The following is a 20,061-nucleotide window of genomic DNA, read 5'->3' on the forward strand; positions in this document are numbered from 1 at the left end:
AATCTCTCCTTGCAGTGCTTTATTTATAACCGGAAGAATTAAGAAATCGTCATTTGAGAAAAAAAGCTATCCATTACTGGATAGCCTCTGCTGTCTGTTTAAAATGATGTGCTTGCGTAAGTAATTCTTTCGCATGCTCCGTCGTTAAATCTGTGATTTCCACACCAGAAATCATTCGAGCTATTTCTGGTACTTTATCCTCCATAGTTAAAACAGTAACTGATGTAATTGTCCGATCATTCGCTACTTGTTTTCGAATAAATAAATGTGAATCTGCCATTGAAGCTACTTGAGGTAAGTGCGTAATACAAAGTACTTGCGAGTTTACTGATACTCGATAAATTTTTTCCGCAATAGCCTGCGCGACCCGGCCACTTACACCCGTATCCACTTCATCAAAAATAACAGATGCAACTCCTTGATGCTTAGAAAAAATGCTTTTTAAAGCTAAAATGATACGAGATAACTCTCCGCCAGAAGCAACCTTTGAAAGTGGTTTTAGCGGCTCTCCTGGGTTCGTTGAAATATAAAATTCCACATGATCGTAACCATCCGCCGTAAGTCTTACCGGCGCACCTTCCACAAGGGGCTCTTCTGCATTTCCTTCTCTCTTCATAATTCTCACTTCAAATTTCGTTTTTTCCATATATAATTCTTTTAATTCCTGATGAATTGCATTTGTAAGGTGTTCTGCAAGTTCATGACGCATATTACTTAACAACGTTGCTTCTTTCAGAATAACACTTTCTAATTCCTTCAACTGTTTCTTCGTCGTTTCAATATGAACGTCTTTATTTTCAATCGTAAAAATTTCCTGTTCAATTTTATCAGCATACGCTAAAATCTCTTCTACAGTATTTCCATATTTTCTCTTTAGCATACGAATTTCATTCAAACGTGTTTCGATTTCATCTAAACGATTTGGATCATATTCCATCATATCGAGCTTTTCTCTCAGTTGATAGGCAACCTCTTCTAATAAGTAATAGCTATTTGCAATTGAATCATGATTTTCCTGATACACTTCATCTAAATGTGTAATACTTTCCATTTGCCCCATTGCACTTCTTACATTATCTAACCCTTGTCCGTCGGCACTTAACGAACGATATGCATCACCTAACGCTTTATAAATCTTTTCAAAATTAGAAATTTGCAATCGTTCCTCAGTTAATTCATTTTCTTCATCCATCTTTAAATCCGCCTTGCGAATTTCTTCATGCTGAAATTGAATTAAATCTAAGCGATGTGCCATTTGTTGCTCATTTTCACTTAACGATTTCAATTGTTTTTTTAATTTTTCATAGTCAGCGTATACGTTTTGATATATGTCTAATTGTTTAACGATTCGATCCCCATCAAAGTGATCAAGCATAAACAGATGTCGTTCTTCATTCATTAAATCTTGCGTTTCGTGCTGTCCATGAATATCAACAAGTGTTTTCCCAATTTCTTTTAATATGCTAAGTGTAACAAGCTTCCCATTTACACGACATACACTCTTCCCGTTCGCAGCAATATCACGCTTTAAAATAATCATGCCATCTTCTATTTCTATATCTAACTCTTCTGCCTTTTCAATACATGGATGCTTCTCATCTTCAACATAAAATAGCCCTTCAATCTCAGCCTTTTCTGTTCCATATCGAACAAATTCTGCTGACCCACGGCCACCTACAAGTAAACTAATTGCATCAATAATAATCGATTTTCCGGCCCCTGTTTCACCGCTTAAAACCGTTAAACCTTTTGAAAAGAAATATTTAATGCTTCAATAATAGCAAAGTTTCTAATCGATAATTCCGATAACAATGCCCCATTCACCTCGTTATAAAATAATCCCTTACTAAAGGATTTTCTCAGTTCTTCATTCAAATAATCATGCTATATATTTGTATGTATATACTCTTCTAACCCGCTTCATTGTACCAAACATTTGTTTTACGGGTCAATCCATCTATTTTCTAACTTTATGCAAACAAAATATTATATTACAATTGAAAATTCATATTTTTAACCAATAAAAATATCTTGTTCACTTTCCACTTTACGATGGAAAGCAAACAAGATTTTTTGTTACAACATATTTAAGAAACGATCAGAGACAACACCTGTATCGTCAGGTGTACGGCAAATAATTAAGCAAGTATCATCACCACAGATGGTTCCGATGATCTCATCCCACTCTAAATGATCAATAAGTGCTCCAAGTGAATGAGCGTTACCAGGCAATGTTTTTAGCACAAGCATATGTCCTGCCGTGTCTAATTTTACAAATGAATCCACTAGATTTCGTTTTAATTTTTGTAACGGGTTAAATCGTTGATCTGCTGGCAAGCTATATTTATAGCGCCCATCATGTAATGGCACCTTCACTAAGTGCAGTTCTTTAATATCGCGCGATACTGTTGCTTGCGTTACATTAAATCCCTCATTACGTAAAATATCAACTAATTCATCTTGTGTTTCAATTTCTTTGTTTGCAATAATTTCCCTGATTTTAATATGGCGCTGACCTTTATTCATACATTTGCACCTCACACTATCTCTTACCATAGTTTAAACATTGGTATACTTCACTTATTTATGTTAACTTATAATTCGTTTCTTGTACACAATTGTTTTTACAATCATTATACAATTACAGCAAAAAGAGGAACAACATATGTTATTCCCCTTTCCCTTTTTGTTTTAGAACTTCATGCGCTTCTGTAACAACTTGCTCTATAGAAATCGGAGAATGATTTTCGCCATTCTCACGTTCACCATGCCATTTCAGATGAATTAAAAATTCAATATTACCATCCCCACCCGTAATTGGTGAGAATGTTAAACCTTCCACATCATAGCCTTCTTTTAAAGCAAACTCGACAATCATTTCTACAACAGCTTCATGTACTTTTCTATCGCGAACGATACCTTTTTTCCCAACTTGCTCTCTTCCAGCTTCAAACTGCGGTTTAATTAACGCTGCTACATCTCCGTTAGGCATAAGCATTGTTTTTAAAACTGGCAGTATAAGCTTTAATGATATAAATGAAACATCAATACTTGCAAATTGAGGTAAACCACGTTCTAAGTCTGCTGGTGTCACGTAACGGAAGTTTGTTCGTTCCATTACAACAACACGCTCATCTTGACGTAATTTCCACGCTAGTTGATTGTATCCTACATCTAATGCATAAGATAATTTCGCTCCATTTTGAAGCGCGCAATCTGTAAAGCCACCAGTTGATGAACCAATATCTATCATAACTTTATCTTGTAAATCAAGATGAAATGTCTCTAATGCCTTTTCAAGTTTATAACCACCACGACTTACATACGGCATAACTTGTCCCTTCACCGTAATCTCAGTATCTTGCGAGATTTTCTCTCCTGGCTTATCAAGTCTCATCTCATTCGCATATACGAGTCCGGCCATAATGGCGCGCTTTGCTTTCTCACGCGTTTCTATAAGTCCTCGCTCTACTAATAGTACATCTACTCTTTCTTTTTTTACGCTCATTTGTTACGCCCTTTTTTGTTTTGATGGAATCATTGTATGAATACGGTCTACAACAGCATCTGTCGTTAAACCAATTTCTTCTAATAATTTTGTTACACTCCCGTGCTCTATGAAGCGATCTGGAATACCCATTCGTTCAACTAATGCACTATGGTAACCATTTTCAGATGCAAATTCAACTACTCCTGTTCCAAAACCACCGATTAAACAAGCTTCTTCAATCGTTAAAATCGGTATATTCTTTCCTAGAAGATCATGTAAATATGCTTCATCCATTGGTTTAATAAAGCGAGCATTCACTACTTTCACTGAAACCCCAGCTTTTTCAAGACGCTCAGCTGCTTCCATTGCCATTGGTATTGTCGTACCAAACGTTAAAATAGCTGCTTGTGTACCCTCTTTTAACGTCTCCCACGTACCGATTGGAATCGCCTTTAATTCTTCATCCATATGAACGCCAAGTCCATTACCGCGCGCATAACGCAATGCGATTGGTCCATCTTCATATTGCATCGCCGTATAAACTAAATGTTGCCCTTCATTTTCATCTTTCGGCATCATAAGCACCATATTCGGCAAGTGACGTAAGAATGAGATATCAAATACGCCTTGATGCGTTTCACCATCTGCTCCTACTAATCCCGAACGATCTATTCCGATGAAAACATTTAAATTTTGGCGGCATATATCATGAACAACTTGGTCATATGCTCTTTGTAAAAATGTTGAATAAATGGCTAAGAATGGCTTCATTCCTTGCGTTGCCATACCTGCTGCCATTGTTGTAGCATGCTGTTCTGCAATACCTACATCAATCATACGATCTGGGAATTCTTTTTGGAATTTCTCAAGTTTTGATCCAACAGGCATTGCAGGTGTAATTGCTACGATACGCTCATCTGCTCTCGCTAGCTTAAGTACTGTTTCACTAACAACAGCACTCCATGCTGGTGCAACTTCTTTCGGCTTAACGAAGTCACCTGATTCAATTTTATAAGGTCCTGTTCCATGCCAAGTTCCAATAACGTCACTCTCAGCCGGTTTATAACCTTTTCCTTTTTTCGTAATAACGTGAACGAGTACTGGGCCTTTTGTTTTCTTTGCATATTGCAACGTTTCGAATAACTTTTCATAATCATGTCCATCGACTGGACCTAAATATGTAAAGCCTAACTCTTCGAAAAATACACCAGATACTAGTAAATATTTAAGACTATCTTTTATTTTCTCTGCTGTCGCAGCCACTTTCCCGCCAACTGCTGGGATTTTCTTTAATATATACTCTAATTCATCTTTTACCCAGTGATATTTTCCTGCGGTACGTAAACGACCGAGCACATTATGAAGCGCACCAACGTTTGGTGCAATTGACATTTCATTATCATTCAAAATAACAATCATGTCTGTTTTTTCATGTCCAATATGGTTCAATGCTTCTAAAGCCATTCCGCCTGTTAAAGCACCATCTCCAATAATTGGTATAACATATTCTTTCGTTTTCTTTAAATCACGTGCCAGAGCCATTCCCATTGCAGCCGATAACGAAGTCGAGCTATGACCAGTTTCCCATACATCGTGCTCACTCTCACAACGTTTCGGGAAACCACATAGACCTTGATATTGCCTTAATGTACCAAACTCTTTCGCGCGTCCAGTTAAAATTTTATGTACATAGGATTGATGTCCTACATCCCATAAAAATTTATCTTGCGGGCTATCAAATAATTTGTGCAGAGCAATTGTGAGTTCTACTACACCTAAATTAGGTGCAATATGTCCACCTGTTTGAGAGAGCTCTTCAATTAAAAACTTACGAATATCCTCACTCAATCCCTCTAGTTCACTGATAGACATATCTTTCAAAAAACTAGGGTTTTGAATTTGCGTTAGATCCACATGGATCACTCACTTTCATTTCATAATCTGTCAACATGTCAAATATTATAAAAAACATTTACACAAAACAAGAAATTCTCTTTTCTATTTTTCGTCTTGTCCCGCTATTAACCAGTCTATTGCGCCTTAATCCTATTATAAACCATATTTCTTCAGGCGATGAAAAAAATAGCCGCTAACACAAAGTGATAACGGCAATGTAATCTACATATATTTTTGCCAATAACAAGAAAAGAAAAACCTTTTCCTACATTTATATCATAAAATGATGAATGACTCAACAAATGAAAACGCTGTTATATTAGTTATTACGTTTTGCAATCAAATCGCAAATAGATAGTAAATATTCATCTTGTAATTGCAAGGAGCTAATCGCACCTTTTGCTTCTGCAATTGTTTCTTCTAAAATATCCTTTGCTCTATCTACAGTAAACAACGTCGTATATGTGCTCTTTTCATTAGAAAGATCGCTACCAATCGGTTTTCCAATCTCTTCTTCAGTTCCTTCGACATCTAAAATATCATCTCGAATTTGGAAAGCTAGACCGATATATTTGGCAAACGTAAGCAACTTTTCTTCTTGCTCTTCTGTCGCATCAGAAAGTATCGCACCCGCAAGTACAGCAAATTCAAGTAGTTTTCCGGCCTTATGTTTATGGATGTACTCCAATTCATCAATCGTAAGGCGTTTCCCTTCCGCTTCCATATCTGCCACTTGTCCGCCAACCATTCCTTCTGGTCCTGCTGCTTTTGCGAGTTCAAGTACAAGTCTTACTTTTTTTTCAGCAGAAATTTCTTTTTGCTCATATGCCATAATAACTTGAAAAGCGTATGTCAATAAGCCATCTCCTGCTAAAACTGCCATCGCTTCACCAAATACCTTGTGATTTGTGGGCTTTCCTCTTCTTAAATCATCATCATCCATACAAGGTAAATCATCATGAACTAACGAATATGTATGAATCATTTCAAGAGCACAAGCTGCACCTACTCCAAGATTTCTTTCTTTCCCAAACGCTTGTAATGTTGCAAACAAAAGTAACGGGCGGAGACGTTTTCCACCCGCTTCCAAAGAATATGCCATCGCTTCACGAAGTACATTTGGACATTGTAATCCATTTGCATAGCTTACAAGTTTTTCTTCTACGAAAGTTTTACTTTCTTTCAAAAAAGTATCAAAAGCAATCGTCACTATGCTTCATCTCCTAAAGCAGTAAACGGTTCAAGCTCTCCATCTTCCCCAAGAATAACTGCCATTTGTTCTTGTACATTCTTCAGCTTCTCATCACAAAGCTTAGATAATTCCATACCTTCTTTAAAATAAGAAATCGCTTCTTCTAAAGGTACGTCACCTTGTTCTAGCTTAGAAACAAGATGCTCAAGTTGCGAAATTGCCTCTTCAAAGCTTAATTTATTTTCCATTATTCAATTCACGCTCCTCTATGCCTGATACGCTACAATCTAGTATTCCATCTTGTAATTGAACTGAAACAGCATCTCCAAGGCTTACATCTTTCACACTTTTTAACACTTGCTTCTCTTCATCATATACAAGCCCGTACCCTCTCATCATTACTTTAAGCGGACTTAACGCTTCAAGTTTTTGAGCAGCTCTTACAAAGGCAAATTCTTTCGTTTGAAGTAACGTTTGCATTTCACGTTGTAATTGCTTTTGCAACGTTTCCACAGCTACCTTCGTTTGCATAATTTTTTGAGATGGGTGGTGCTTCTCTAAATAAAATGAAAGTTGCTTTAACTGATTCACCTTTTTATCAATATAGCGCTCTTTCGCTAAAACAAGCTGTTCTAGCGCTCTATCTAATTGCTCTTCCTTTTGCTCATATACTTGTCTTGGATAACGGAACGCATACGATTTTTGCAACACTTGTAGTTTTTCTTCTTTTTTATGTACTAACTCTCTCATTGCTCTTTGCAATCTCAGAGTTCTTTGTAATACCTTTTCTTGTAACTCTATAATGTTAGGTGCTGCCAGCTCAGCTGCTGCGGTCGGTGTTGGCGCGCGTAAATCCGCAACAAAATCTGCGATTGTAAAATCCGTTTCATGGCCTACTGCCGAAATAATAGGGATTTCACTCTTAAAGATTGCTCTTGCAACCATTTCCTCATTGAAAGCCCATAATTCCTCAATAGAACCTCCACCACGACCAACGATTAGTACATCTATCTCTCCCATTTCATTCGCTGTACGAATCGCTTGTACAATCGAGGGAGCCGCTGACTCCCCTTGTACAAGTACCGGAAATACAATAACATTCCCAATTGGATAACGACGTTTAATCGTTGTTATAATATCACGAATCGCTGCTCCTGTTGGCGACGTAATCACACCTATTGTTTTAGCGTAAGGAGGAATCGCTTTTTTATAAACTTGAGAAAAAAGTCCTTCTTCTTCTAAACGAACTTTTAACTGTTCGTACGCTAAATGTAAATTTCCGACTCCGTCAGGCTGCATGTCTTGAATATAAATTTGATAAGAACCACTCGCCTCGTAAACAGAGATTTTCCCTTTCACGAGTACCTTCATCCCATTTTCCGGTTTGAATTTAATATTACGATTATGGCCCGCAAACATAACCGCTGCGATTCTTGCATTTTCATCTTTCAATGTAAAATACATGTGGCCACGGCTATGATTTTTAAAGTTGGAAATTTCACCTTTTAACCAAACAGACTGCAAATGCGGATCATATTCTATTTTTGTTTTTATATAGCGTGTTAACGCTGTAACGGTTAAATATTGCTTCTCCATTTCTCTCTCCTCATAGCCGACTCAAATTATTTACAAACGACACCTGCACGTTTGGCAGATTCAACAGTATTATGAAGAAGCATTGTGATTGTCATTGGACCAACACCCTTTGGCACAGGTGTAATGTAACCCGCAACATCTAACACGTTGTCAAAGTCAACATCACCACAAAGTTTTCCTGTTTCTAAACGGTTAACACCAACGTCAATTACAACCGCCCCTTCTTTAATATAATCCGCTGTTATCATTTTAGGTCGTCCAACAGCTACGATTAAAATATCAGCTAACTTCGATAACTCTTTCATATTTTGCGTCTTAGAATGACAATATGTGACAGTGGCATTTTCATTTAAAAACAATTGCCCCACTGGTTTACCGACAATATTACTTCTTCCAATTACTACTACATGTTTTCCAGAAATATCAAGATTTGTTTCTTTTACTAATTCTACAATACCATGCGGTGTACATGGAAGGAATGTATCTTGTCCCGTCATCATACGTCCCACGCTGATTGGGTGAAATCCGTCTACATCCTTTTCTGGTGAAATTCTTTCAATGATAGCTTTTTCTTCAATATGTTTTGGTAAAGGTAATTGCACTAATATGCCATTAATACGGTCATCGCCATTTAAGCGATCGATTTCAGCAAGCAAACGTTCCTCAGTAATTGTTTCAGGAAGTTCAATTAGCTCTGAGTAAATCCCTACTTGTTCACAGCCTTTTTCTTTTCCTTTCACATAAGAACGAGATGCTGGATCTTCTCCAACTAAAATAACTGCTAATCCTGGTACAATACCTTGCTCTTTCAACTTCACAACTTCTTCTGTTAATTGTGCTCGTTTTTTCTCCGCAACTTCATTTCCTTTGATGATTACTGCTACCATTTTAAGATTCCCCCTTAAAGAATTTACAGTGTATCTTTTATATTAGATAAAACGCCGTTAATAAAACGACGAGATTCCTCATCCCCAAATGTTTTAGCAATTTCAATTGCTTCGTTAATTGTTACGTTGTGTGGAATTTCTTCCATGTATTTCATTTCATACACAGCTACACGTAAAATACTGCGATCAACAATACTAATACGCTCAAGCTTCCACTTTTTTAAATTTTGACGAATCGCTTCATCGATTGCTTCTTTATTTTCTACAAAACCTACTACAAGTGACTCTAGAAACTCATTTGTTTCTTCGCCTTCATCTAGCGTGTTTTCCACTGCTACTTTCGGTTCTAATTCACCTGTAATATCCATTTGGTATAATGCTTGCATTGCTCTTTCTCTAGCCGTCCTACGTTTCATTGTAACTCTCCTTTATGCTTCAAGTCTTTCCTTATACTTTGTTATATTATTATAATTTATAAGCCGTCAATTCACTTACTCTTACAGTTTTCATTGATTTTCCAACCTTATAATACAATGATAATAACACAATTTATCGTTTCACACACGGGTTACAAGGCTGAAAAATAATAAAAAGATTAACTTCAAGTTCCATATCTTATCACAATGTACGTTTTTTGGAAAAACGAAACATTTTCTTGTTTATTTCTTATTTTTTGAAATAGTATAATAATTAGAGGGTTGTAATTTGTGAAGAAATGAAACGATAAAAAAGATGCCTATGTTACTAGGCACCTTTTCATTCTTACACTGGTTCGATTTCTGTTTTTTGTGTTTCGAATGTTACGCCAACGATGTGAACATTCACTTCTTTTGGCTCAAGTCCTGTCATTGTAAAGAGTGCTTGGCGAATATTGTCTTGAATCTTTTGTGCAACAACTGGAATTGCTACACCAAAATACATTACAACATAAAGGTCAACGATAATATCTTCGTTTGCTAATTCAACCTTTACACCTTTACCATGATTTTTCTTACCTAACTTCTCAACAACATCTGTAGCAAAATTACCGCGCATTGCCGCTACACCTTCTACTTCTGCAGCTGCAATACCTGCAATTACTTCAATTACTTCTGGTGCAATTTCTACTTTACCAAGAGTTGTATCTTGACCCATATCTAACATATGTTCAGCCATGAAAAAAACCTCCTTTAATGTATCACTGCGTCACAAGTTCATGCTCTTCCAAAAATTTCGTATTAAACTCACCTTTTACAAAATCAGGATGATCTAGCAATTGCAAATGGAACGGGATTGTTGTATGTACGCCTTCAATGACAAATTCACTAAGTGCGCGCTTCATTTTTGCAATTGCCTCTTCACGTGTTTTTCCGTGAACAATTAATTTAGCAACCATCGAATCATAGAAAGGTGGGATTGAATATCCCGGATATACAGCTGAATCGACGCGAATACCAAATCCTCCTGGTGGTAAATACATTTCTACTTTACCTGGAGATGGCATAAATTTTTTGGCAGGGTTTTCCGCATTAATTCGACATTCAATTGCCCAACCATTAAATTGTACTTCTTCTTGCTGTAACGATAACTTTTCTCCTGAAGCAACAAGAATTTGCTCTTTAATTAAGTCCATTCCCGTTACCATTTCAGTAACCGGATGCTCAACCTGAATTCTCGTATTCATCTCCATGAAATAAAAGGTTTTCGTTTTATATTCATAAATAAACTCAACCGTACCAGCACCTGTATAATCAACCGCTACCGCCGCTTTAACTGCCGCTTCACCCATCTGCTTGCGAATATCTTCATCAAGTGCAGGTGATGGACTTTCTTCTATAGTTTTGAAACGGCGCTGAATTGTACAATCACGCTCTCCTAAATGAATGGCATTTCCGTGTGTATCTGCCATTATTTGAATCTCAACATGGCGGAAATCTTCAACGTACTTTTCTAAGTATACACCAGGGTTCCCAAAAGCGGTACTAGCTTCTTGCTGTGTAATTTGAATTCCTTTTATAAGCTCTTCTTCATGGCGTGCAACACGAATACCTTTTCCGCCGCCACCTGCAGTCGCTTTAATAATAACTGGATATCCAATTTGATTAGCAAGCTCGATCGCTTCTTCGGTATTTTTAATAATCCCTTGTGAACCTGGCTCAATCGGAACCCCTGCTTCTTTCATTGTATCACGAGCAACGTCTTTTGTGCCCATCTTTGAAATAGCTTCTGGACTTGGACCGATAAAAATCAAGTTACATTCACGGCATAACTCTGCGAAATCTGCATTCTCTGCTAAAAATCCGTATCCCGGATGAATAGCATCGCAGCCTGTTAACTTCGCAACGCTAATAATGTTTGTCAAATTTAAATAGCTTTCTTTCGAAATCGTTGGTCCTACACAATACGCCTCGTCTGCAATCTGTACGTGAAGTGACTCTTTATCTGCTTCTGAATAAATTGCAACTGTTTCAATATCCATTTCTTTACAAGCACGAATAATTCGTACAGCAATTTTCCCCACGATTGGCTATTAATACTTTTTTTATCATCACAAAGACTCCCTTATTACGCTTTTACAAGAAATAGCGGTTGTCCATACTCAACAAGTTGTCCGTTATTAACAAGAATTTCAACAATTTCGCCCTCTACATCAGCATCAATTTCGTTAAATAACTTCATAGCCTCGACAATACATACGATAGAATCTTTCGATACTCTATCCCCAACACTTACATATGGAGGGGTATCAGGCGAAGAAGAAGAATAGAATGTACCTACCATCGGTGATGTGATTTTATGTAGGTTTTCATTTTGAACAGCCTTCTTCTCTTCTTGTTTTGGTGCTTCTGCTTGTGCTGCTGCTACTTTCGTTTCAACTTCAACAGGCGCTACTGGTTGCATAGCTTGTTTTGCTGCAGGTGCTTGCACAGCAACAACTTCATTACCACGCTTTTTCATTTTGATTGTTGTACCGTCTTTTTTGTATTCAAATTCATCAATATTAGAGCTATCAATTAATTTAATTAATTCGCGAACTTCTTGAATTTTAAACATGTAAAATCCACTCCCATACTCTTGTTTGTCCCGTTTTTACAGATTCTCGTCACGAAAACTAGATTGACTGTAAAAATACGATGTACTCTATTAGAAAATATATTTCATTAACTAATAGAAATATTTACTATTTCCATCTTACGATAAATTTTTTAAACATTCCAATTTATATTTCTTTATAATAAATCGAAATTCCTGTAAAAATATTATTCCAATAAAAAATTTAATACCTAGTAATAATACCAAGTTTCACATGAAATTGGCAAGACCACTTCTAAAAAAACATTCACTACTTTTTCAAAACGTTACACAGCAAACATGCCATTCCCTCTCCACTCTTCACCACACCTATAGTCAATAACATATTTTTACCAAATATTATTTTTTTGTTTACACGCCGTTCATCATTCCTTCATATAAGAATAGTATGTTCAAAGTGTAGAAAATATATTGTGTCGAGGTGTGGAAATATGATATGGCTCATTCTCTTTTTACCTGCTGTAATCGTTTGGGCATGCGTTCTTTTCATCCACGTCAAATCCGGAAAAAGTAATCATCAGTACCATGAACCACTAATCTTTTACTCACAACGTATTTCTCCGTTCCGAGTTGAACATAGTAAAAATAATTACAAAGACGAAATAGAAAAAAGCTATCGAAAATGATAGCTTTTTTCTATTCACACGTACTTACATACTCTTTTTACTATTTGCATACCCTTTGCTTAGTAAAAGATAATAATCCGCAGGGAAATCCCTACGGATTAAAGTTTCACTTATTTCGCTGGTGGATCAAATTTCACACCTACATCTTTTGATCCGCCTTCACTTCTTACAAGTTGAATAATTTCATTTGCTTCTTTCTGTGAATGTTTTGCCGCTTTAACCGTTACTCTAATATCAGTACCATCAGCTCTTACAAGAGCATCTGGATATCCTCCTTGAGATTTAATTACTGTCTCAAGTAATTCTTGCTTCGTTTCCATTGTAGTGATTGCATCAAAGTTATCTTTCGCTTTACTCTTTTCTGTCGCTGAAGATTTCGAAGAATTCATCACTTCTTGTAATTTTGCTTTCTCTTCACTACGCTGATCTTCCATTTGCATACGTAAAGCTGTGAAATTCTCATCACTTGATTGAACTGATACATTGCCCTCTTTTTTACTTGTTTCTTTTTTTGCATTTTCTTTTTTGTCTGTTTCTTTATTTGTTGTTTCTTTGCTTGTATTTTCTTTTTTCGGAGTTTCTTTAGGCGCTTCGTTTGTTACTGCTTTATCAGTACCTTGTTTTTCTTGTCCAATCTTTTCACCTGTTGCTGGCGATGCTGTATTCATTTTGTCAGGAGTTGTCACGTAATACACAGATAGTACAACAACTAAACTTAACATCGTTAATAGCCAAACTGTTTGTTTTTTTAACACTTTATTTCCTCCCTATCAATTTTTCGGTGAAACTGAAACGCGATGGGCCGGTACATCTAGCAGCCTTATCACAGCTTCTTTTACCATTGCTTTAACTTGTATATTATCCACTCCCTTTGCTACGACAAGAACACCACGTACTTTCGGCTTCTCTGTTCGTAAAACAACAGGAGTTTCTTTATCCCCTTCACGTATAATGACAGTCTTTTCATCAAGAGACTCGTCCTCTACTTCTCTCTTACCGCCTGTTTTATCTGTTTCACCTGTTGTTTGTGAGCGTTTCACTGTATTTTTTTCTAAAATTTTTTCTTCAGATGAATCCAAATTCACTTTAATCGTTACGTCTTTTACTCCTGCTATTTCTTCTAAAGCAGTTTTTAATTCTTGTTCATACGCTTTTTCATATTTTTCTACATTTGACATATTATCATTATTTTTTTGTCCAAAAGTTGGTACATCTTTTTCCTGGTTTTGAGTTTTTTGTTCTTTAAATACAGGTACTTCTTCTTTTTTACTTGAAAAAAAACTACTAGAAAACATAAGCAACATTCCAAGTATGAGTAGGACAAGTAAGAACTTAGGTGTTACCTTTCTTCCCTTCTCATTACTTTCTTTTTCATCTCCATTCAATAAGTTTCGAAAAAATGAGAACTTCGAATTTTTATCTTTATTGTCCATTTACTCTACCTGTCCTCCCTTCCATTTGAACTTGGATTTGTTTATTCTCTAGTTGCCACCTGCTTGAAAAGAAGTCTTTCATTTCTACATTCGTTTCCTCTACTTTTTTCGGTGGTTCTTTCGTGTTAATTTCAACTGGTTTTACTGTTTCGATTGCATCATTTTTACTACGTTCTTTTTCTTTTAACGTCACAACAACAGATTGAATATCTTTCGCTGACTTTACTTCCGCTGTGCTTTCCGCTGCGACTATTTGTATTTCAGAGACTGACATACCATACTGTTTCTCAAACTCTTTTCCTACTTCTTTTTTCATTTTGGTAGCCATCTCTTCTAAACTATATGCACGTGTTAGAGCTTGTATTTCTTTTTTCTTCGAATCTATTGAATTTTTTACAGATCCTTCTGCTACGTACTTTTCTTCATTAAAATTTGCAATTACTTCATTTACATCTGTCTGCAATAGTTTAAAAAGAGGTGTTAAAATTAATACGACTAACAAAAGACTTACAACGAATTTAACGTATTTTTGCAAATTCGAATTTGGAAGAATAAGATGAAGCATTGTCGCTAAGAGCAAAAAAACGATAATATTTCTGATCCACTCTGTAACAAATTGCATACTCTTCACCTCCTACCGCATCATAAGTGTAATATTCCCCGCAGCAATAATAATTGTAATACTTAAAAAGAACATAAATGATACGATAGCTAAGCAAGCAAATACGTAAATGATGCTTCGTCCAATAATGTCTAAGCATTGAATAATTGCTCCGCCGCCAACCGGTTGCAATACTGCTGCTGCGAATTTATAAATAAATGCGATACAGAAAATTTGAATCGCTGGAAAAGCAACAATTAAACATAAAATGACGAGCCCAATAATTCCGACTGTGTTTTTCAATAATCCTGATGCGCTAATAACAGTATCTGCCGCTTCTGTAAACATCCTTCCGACTACTGGAATGAAGTTCCCTGTTACAAATTTAGCAGTTTTCACAGCTATTCCATCAGCAACAGCTGTTGCTGTTCCTTGTACAGATAATACCCCTAAAAAAATCGTTAAAAAGATACCGATAATCCCAACGCTAACGTTTTGCAGAAGCTTGGACAATTTCGTCACTTTATATTGATCACTCATTGTACTTACAATACTTAATATCGTTGCCAGTAATAAAAGCGGTAGAACGATATAATTCATAAGAAGCCCGCTTGTATTCATTAAGAAAATGATAATCGGATGAAAGAAAGATACAGATACAACCCCGCCACCAGTCGCTATAAGCGCCAATAAAATTGGCAATAGCGCTAATATGAAATCTACCATTGTTTGTATCGTTTCTCTTGCATATGTCATAACGACATAAAAACTATTTAAAGCAAAAATAATAAGTACCATATATACAACAGCATCAGCAATTTTACTTACACTACTTTTTGAAAAAGCGGATTGCAGTGATTGCAACAATGCACTAAAGATTGTGAGCATAATGAGTGTGCCAAGCAGTTTTCCATTAGCTGCAAGCTCATGAAATAAATATTTTAATAACCCTATCATCCACTCTTTTAGAGAGAATTCTTTTTCTCCCTTTACAAACTCCATAAAACTCCCTTTTTGACTCTCTGGCAAATAGCCTCCATATTTTGTAACAAGCCCGTCCCAAAATTGCTTCACATCTTCAATTCCGAGCTTATCCAATTGTTGATCAACGACGTTTGTTTCTACAGGAGAAGCTTGTACAACAACTGGTAAAGAAAAGAAAAGGAAGCAAGCAAATAGCAGCTTAGCTCCAAACCTCCTCAACATTCACTCCCCCTTATCCCGTCGGTAAAAATCCGAGAATAGTTTCAATTACAACCGTCAAAATAGGAATTGCCATAACGAGAATTAAGATTTTCCCAGCAAGTTCAATTTTCGAAGCGATGGCACCTTGACCAGCATCTTTTGTAATTTGAGCTCCAAACTCGGCAATATAAGCAATTCCAATAATCTTTAGTAACGTTTCCACGTAGACGTTACTAACTTTCGCTTCACTCGCAACTCTCTCAATCATTTGTAAAATAGAATGAATTTGATCGATTAAAATAAGAAACATCACGCTACCTACGAACACAATAAATAAAGATGTAATACTAGATTTATGCTGGTTCAAAACAGCAGCTAAAAACGTAGCAACGAGGCCTAATCCGACAATTTGTATAATTTCGATTCGAACCGCCTCCTTTACTGGAAGAGAAAGACACTTTTAATCTTGTCGAATAGCGTATTAATTAAAAATGCAACATGAAATAAAATGACGACAAAACCGACAAGGATAACCCAATTTGCAATATCCTCACGCTTCAATTCTTTTAGTACAGTATGAATGAAAGCTAAAACAATGCCGATTCCGGCGATTTGAAATATTAATCCAACATCAATGGACATCGCCTTTCTCCCCCCTATAGCAGTAAAATTACAATAAGTAGCCCTGCTAGTACCCCTAAGCTCTTAATCATTTTTTCGTATTGCAGTTGTAAAGCTTTCGCTTCCTCTTCTTCTCTCTCCAAATGTGTAATACATAAGCGAATATGTTTTTGTTGTGATTCACGATCATGTTGCCCTAGCGTTTCACCAAATTGCTGCAGTATTTCATACTCGGTTTGTTGAAAAGCCGTCAACTTCCAATTCTCTTTCAAACTATCTATCCAAGCTTCCCTTACTGTTTGTTCTCCACTTTCTAGTTTTTTAGCGAAACTTTGAAATATCCAATTTAATGGCTTTGGCATTTGTTTAACTAATCGCTCGGCAGCCTCAGATAAAGGTGTGTGTCCATACATAATTTCTGCCTCTAATGATTGAAGTGCTGATTTTAATAACCTAAGTTGCCTCGGTCTCTCACTGTATCTTTTAGCGTACCGAAAACCCGAAAAAGGTGCTGACCGCAACCGATTAACACCTGCACCCAAATATTTTCACCATACGCCCCTCACCCTTTCTATTTGATAACACTGGTTTTCCATATTTATCTTTCACCTGCATAACCGTTCCTGGACCCCTCGCTTTTGACAACTCCACAAACCTATCAAATATACCAAGCTCTAGCACTGCCTTGAGCGATGGACGTCTCACAACATCCTCATAGGAAAATCCGTGTGCGCTTATAAAAAGCTGGACACCTGCATGCACTGCCTCCATAATTGCTTCACTATCTTCTTTACGGCCAATTTCATCTACGATCAAAATATCAGGACTCATAGAACGAATCATCATCATCATTCCTTCTGCCTTTGGACATGCGTCTAACACATCGACTCGGGTACCAAAATCATATTGCGGGATCCCTTTCACACAACCAGCAATTTCTGACCGTTCATCAACGATCCCCACTTTACAGGAAGGAATTTCCGAAGCACTTACCCCTTGACTCATGCAACGTGCTACATCTCTTAAGAGTGTCGTTTTTCCCGTTTGGGGAGGGCCAATTACCATCGTGTTTAACCACCTTTTTTCATACAAATATGGCAAAAGCGGTTCAGCAATCCCTATTTTTTGACGAGCAATACGAATATTAAAGGAAGAGACATCACGAATCATTTTCACTGCGCTTTTTTCTGTAATGACTTTTCCTGCTAACCCGATTCTATGCCCTCCGCGAAGCGTCACATACCCACGTTTTAATTCCTCTTCCATCGTATAAATTGAGAATTGACTTAACTTATTCAATAAGTAAATAGCATCCTCTGCAGTAGTGATATAGTCATAAAAAAACACCTTTCCGTGTGCAATACACTCTAGCGGCCTTCCAATTCGAACACGAATTTCCTCTAAAGCATCGTATTGCTTACATTCTTCAATTAAGTACTTCATCGTTTTTGGTAAAACTTCTAATACCTCTTTCATCGGCTTCTCCCCACTATACTCGACTTACTATTTCAGTAATGCGATAAAAATACAGCAAATTCCAAGCGCTAGAAAAAAGAGCTTCAAGAAAGAAATTTCACTTGCTACACTCGCTATCCCAATTGTCATTGTTAAAATTAATACGGTAGGTCCAACAAACGCCAACATACCATTTATAAACAACGCTTTCTTCGCATCATTCACATAAAGCATAAGCAAAGCAGCAAATATCTCCGCACTACCTGAAAATAATCGAAGTGCCCCCATAACAAGCACGGATGTTTCCATTGCCGCTAGCCACTGTTTCATTCTTCCACCTTCTCCCGTAACAGTTACTAACTTCGTATTCTAAAAAAGAATATATTTGTACAACCATATGCAGAGGTTGTCTATTTCAGAAGTAAAAACATAATTTTTCTCTAAATTCCGAATTACAATCTGAATATTCATATTATTTCATGGTATATTATGGTATATTTAGTTTAAAAGAGGTTTAAACCATGCAACACGTCACTTTATTACCACTAGATTTATGCCATACAAATGTGATTTTCGAGCTATCAAGTGATCCACATATAAAAAATGCATTGGGAATAACGGTAGAAAACATCGAAGACACGAAAACATTTCTTCTTTTCGCAATAGAAGAAGAGCGTCAAAAGAAATCCTTATCGAGAATGATTGTGAATGAAGAAAATGAAATAATTGGCCTCACCACACTTAAACATATTAATAATGAAAAAAAGCAATCTCACATTGGTAGTTGGCTCGGCTATCCGTACTGGGGAAAAGGCTATAACGAGGCTGCTAAAAAAGAAATCTTTAAAATCGCCTTTTTAGACTTACAACTTTCCTACGTATTTGCTGGTGCTAAAACGAATAATATCCGCTCACTAAAAGCACAAGAAAAACTACCTTATATTTCATTGCATGTGGAAAACAAGTTTCCAGACGAACACGCTGCACTAGAGAAAGAAGTAAAGTCACCTTGCTCTCTGCATGTCGTGTCACGTAAAAATTTTTTAAACTGGTTGAAATTACAAAATGAGGAGGAAAAATATGAAGGCATTGAAAATTAGTTTAACCGTTGTAGTAGAATTAGCTCTTATTTATCTTTTTTCATTATTAGTCGGTTGGTCATTTATAGAGACCTTTTTCCTTGGTAGTTTAGCAATATTTGCAATTATGTGGTTAATTATTATGAGTAACCATAGAAATAACATTACAGATCACGCAATAAGTAAAACATTAACTGGCGTTGAGACTGGCGAAATAAAACCATTTCAAATTGTTTTGACTCCATCTATTATGGGTACTCTTTCACTTGTTTTAGTCAGTTTTATAATAACAGCTATTTACTATCTACCCTATTTCCTATAAAAAAAGCACTCGTGAATTATCACGAGTGCTTTTTCACTATGCACGAGAAACGTATTTACCTTCACCAGTGTTGATGATAAGCATTTCGCCTTCGTTAATGAAGATTGGTACTTGTACAACAAGACCAGTTTCTAATGTAGCTGGTTTTGTTACGTTAGAAGCAGTATCACCTTTAATACCAGGCTCTGTTTCTGTAACTTGTAATTCAACTGTGTTTGGAAGTTCAACACCAAGTACTTCGCCTTGGTAAGTCATAATTGCTACTTCCATGTTTTCTTTTAGGAATTTAAGCTCGCGCTCGATTTGTTTTTCACCAAGTTCGATTTGCTCATAAGTTCCGTTATCCATAAATACATGAGCCTCACCGCTTGCGTATAAGTATTGCATACGACGGTTTTCGATGTGTGCTTTTTCTACTTTCTCACCTGCACGGAATGTTTTCTCTTGAACAGAACCTGTGCGAAGATTACGTAGTTTAGAACGAACGAATGCAGCACCTTTACCTGGCTTTACGTGTTGGAAATCAAGTACTTGCCAAAGGGCATTGTCCACTGAAATTGTTAAACCTGTACGAAAATCGTTTACTGAAATCATGTAAAAAAATCC

22 protein-coding genes and 3 pseudogenes are annotated in these 20,061 nt (G+C 36.5%); 3 read left to right on the plus strand and 22 right to left on the minus strand.

The genetic code is table 11. From position 1 onward, the window contains the following. Positions 1–73: 73 nt before the first annotated feature. From recN to accB, 12 genes and pseudogenes are all read right to left on the minus strand, one after another. Positions 74–1,812, minus strand: a pseudogene (recN, locus tag BC_RS20830) (DNA repair protein RecN). 264 nt (positions 1,813–2,076) lie between these two features. Then, a complete protein-coding gene (gene argR / locus BC_RS20835) occupies positions 2,077–2,526 on the minus strand; it encodes an arginine repressor ArgR (RefSeq protein ID WP_001032580.1) in 450 nt (149 codons plus the stop codon). 142 nt (positions 2,527–2,668) lie between these two features. Beyond that, positions 2,669–3,508 carry a TlyA family rRNA (cytidine-2'-O)-methyltransferase gene (locus tag BC_RS20840; protein WP_000111875.1) on the minus strand — a complete coding sequence of 280 codons (840 nt, stop codon included), beginning with the start codon at positions 3,506–3,508 and terminating at the stop codon, positions 2,669–2,671. 3 nt (positions 3,509–3,511) lie between these two features. Further along, a complete protein-coding gene (gene dxs / locus BC_RS20845) occupies positions 3,512–5,404 on the minus strand; it encodes a 1-deoxy-D-xylulose-5-phosphate synthase (protein ID WP_000366452.1) in 1,893 nt (630 codons plus the stop codon). Between the two features lie 301 nt (positions 5,405–5,705). After that, on the minus strand, positions 5,706–6,596 hold the full coding sequence (gene ispA / locus BC_RS20850; RefSeq protein ID WP_000150378.1) for a (2E,6E)-farnesyl diphosphate synthase: 891 nt from the start codon (positions 6,594–6,596) through the stop codon (positions 5,706–5,708). Continuing rightward, positions 6,596–6,826 (minus strand): exodeoxyribonuclease VII small subunit, encoded by a 231-nt coding sequence (gene xseB / locus BC_RS20855; RefSeq protein WP_000428423.1) that lies wholly within the window; start codon positions 6,824–6,826, stop codon positions 6,596–6,598. The genes ispA and xseB overlap by 1 nt, the downstream gene beginning before the upstream one ends. Further along, positions 6,816–8,174 carry an exodeoxyribonuclease VII large subunit gene (xseA, locus tag BC_RS20860; RefSeq protein WP_000415249.1) on the minus strand — a complete coding sequence of 453 codons (1,359 nt, stop codon included), beginning with the start codon at positions 8,172–8,174 and terminating at the stop codon, positions 6,816–6,818. Before xseA ends, xseB begins: the two co-directional genes overlap by 11 nt. Positions 8,175–8,200: 26 nt before the next feature. After that, positions 8,201–9,061 (minus strand): bifunctional methylenetetrahydrofolate dehydrogenase/methenyltetrahydrofolate cyclohydrolase FolD, encoded by an 861-nt coding sequence (folD, locus tag BC_RS20865; protein WP_000226732.1) that lies wholly within the window; start codon positions 9,059–9,061, stop codon positions 8,201–8,203. A gap of 23 nt (positions 9,062–9,084) precedes the next feature. After that, positions 9,085–9,477, minus strand: a complete 393-nt coding sequence (nusB, locus tag BC_RS20870; RefSeq protein WP_000830247.1) for a N utilization substance protein NusB — start codon at positions 9,475–9,477, stop codon at positions 9,085–9,087. A 346-nt stretch (positions 9,478–9,823) separates the two neighbouring features. Next, on the minus strand, positions 9,824–10,216 hold the full coding sequence (locus BC_RS20875; RefSeq protein ID WP_000807630.1) for an Asp23/Gls24 family envelope stress response protein: 393 nt from the start codon (positions 10,214–10,216) through the stop codon (positions 9,824–9,826). A gap of 22 nt (positions 10,217–10,238) precedes the next feature. Further along, positions 10,239–11,589, minus strand: a pseudogene (gene accC / locus BC_RS20880) (acetyl-CoA carboxylase biotin carboxylase subunit). Between the two features lie 16 nt (positions 11,590–11,605). After that, positions 11,606–12,094, minus strand: a complete 489-nt coding sequence (accB, locus tag BC_RS20885; RefSeq protein WP_000472859.1) for an acetyl-CoA carboxylase biotin carboxyl carrier protein — start codon at positions 12,092–12,094, stop codon at positions 11,606–11,608. A gap of 470 nt (positions 12,095–12,564) precedes the next feature. On the opposite strand from accB, the gene BC_RS20890 reads away from it, so the two are divergent. Then, the gene (locus BC_RS20890) at positions 12,565–12,759 is read left to right on the plus strand and encodes a hypothetical protein (protein WP_000638000.1); all 195 of its coding nucleotides are present in this window, start codon (positions 12,565–12,567) and stop codon (positions 12,757–12,759) included. Between the two features lie 110 nt (positions 12,760–12,869). On the opposite strand, the gene BC_RS20895 is transcribed toward BC_RS20890, so the two are convergent. The 9 genes and pseudogenes from BC_RS20895 to BC_RS20935 all read right to left on the minus strand — a co-directional run bounded on the left by BC_RS20895 (position 12,870) and on the right by BC_RS20935 (position 18,384). Next, a complete protein-coding gene (locus tag BC_RS20895; protein WP_000914708.1) occupies positions 12,870–13,514 on the minus strand; it encodes a SpoIIIAH-like family protein in 645 nt (214 codons plus the stop codon). Between the two features lie 15 nt (positions 13,515–13,529). After that, on the minus strand, positions 13,530–14,192 hold the full coding sequence (spoIIIAG, locus tag BC_RS20900; protein WP_000368881.1) for a stage III sporulation protein AG: 663 nt from the start codon (positions 14,190–14,192) through the stop codon (positions 13,530–13,532). Then, on the minus strand, positions 14,182–14,814 hold the full coding sequence (gene spoIIIAF / locus BC_RS20905; protein ID WP_001161052.1) for a stage III sporulation protein AF: 633 nt from the start codon (positions 14,812–14,814) through the stop codon (positions 14,182–14,184). The genes spoIIIAG and spoIIIAF overlap by 11 nt, the downstream gene beginning before the upstream one ends. Before the next feature lie 12 nt (positions 14,815–14,826). Next, on the minus strand, positions 14,827–15,999 hold the full coding sequence (gene spoIIIAE, locus BC_RS20910) for a stage III sporulation protein AE (protein ID WP_000946110.1): 1,173 nt from the start codon (positions 15,997–15,999) through the stop codon (positions 14,827–14,829). A gap of 10 nt (positions 16,000–16,009) precedes the next feature. Continuing rightward, positions 16,010–16,393: a stage III sporulation protein AD gene (gene spoIIIAD, locus BC_RS20915; protein WP_077393170.1), complete on the minus strand. Its 384-nt coding sequence runs from the start codon at positions 16,391–16,393 to the stop codon at positions 16,010–16,012. 23 nt (positions 16,394–16,416) lie between these two features. Continuing rightward, on the minus strand, positions 16,417–16,620 hold the full coding sequence (gene spoIIIAC, locus BC_RS20920) for a stage III sporulation protein AC (protein WP_000020914.1): 204 nt from the start codon (positions 16,618–16,620) through the stop codon (positions 16,417–16,419). Between the two features lie 14 nt (positions 16,621–16,634). After that, a pseudogene (gene spoIIIAB / locus BC_RS20925) lies at positions 16,635–17,121 on the minus strand (stage III sporulation protein SpoIIIAB); the annotation flags it as partial. Positions 17,122–17,124: 3 nt separating this feature from the next. Then, positions 17,125–18,075 (minus strand): stage III sporulation protein AA, encoded by a 951-nt coding sequence (spoIIIAA, locus tag BC_RS20930; protein WP_000665906.1) that lies wholly within the window; start codon positions 18,073–18,075, stop codon positions 17,125–17,127. Positions 18,076–18,102: 27 nt separating this feature from the next. Next, positions 18,103–18,384, minus strand: a complete 282-nt coding sequence (locus BC_RS20935; protein WP_000816050.1) for a YqhV family protein — start codon at positions 18,382–18,384, stop codon at positions 18,103–18,105. A gap of 191 nt (positions 18,385–18,575) precedes the next feature. Here BC_RS20935 and BC_RS20940 point away from each other — a divergent pair, with 191 nt between their 5' ends. Beyond that, entirely contained in the window at positions 18,576–19,154 is a 579-nt protein-coding gene (locus BC_RS20940; RefSeq protein ID WP_001164981.1) for a GNAT family N-acetyltransferase, read from the plus strand. Then, positions 19,135–19,455 (plus strand): hypothetical protein, encoded by a 321-nt coding sequence (locus BC_RS20945; RefSeq protein WP_000645571.1) that lies wholly within the window; start codon positions 19,135–19,137, stop codon positions 19,453–19,455. The genes BC_RS20940 and BC_RS20945 overlap by 20 nt, the downstream gene beginning before the upstream one ends. Before the next feature lie 36 nt (positions 19,456–19,491). Here BC_RS20945 and efp read toward each other — a convergent pair whose 3' ends face one another. Further along, a complete protein-coding gene (efp, locus tag BC_RS20950; RefSeq protein WP_000626516.1) occupies positions 19,492–20,049 on the minus strand; it encodes an elongation factor P in 558 nt (185 codons plus the stop codon). Positions 20,050–20,061 lie beyond the last annotated feature (12 nt).

Source organism: Bacillus cereus ATCC 14579, from assembly GCF_000007825.1.
Lineage (GTDB): Bacteria > Bacillota > Bacilli > Bacillales > Bacillaceae_G > Bacillus_A > Bacillus_A cereus.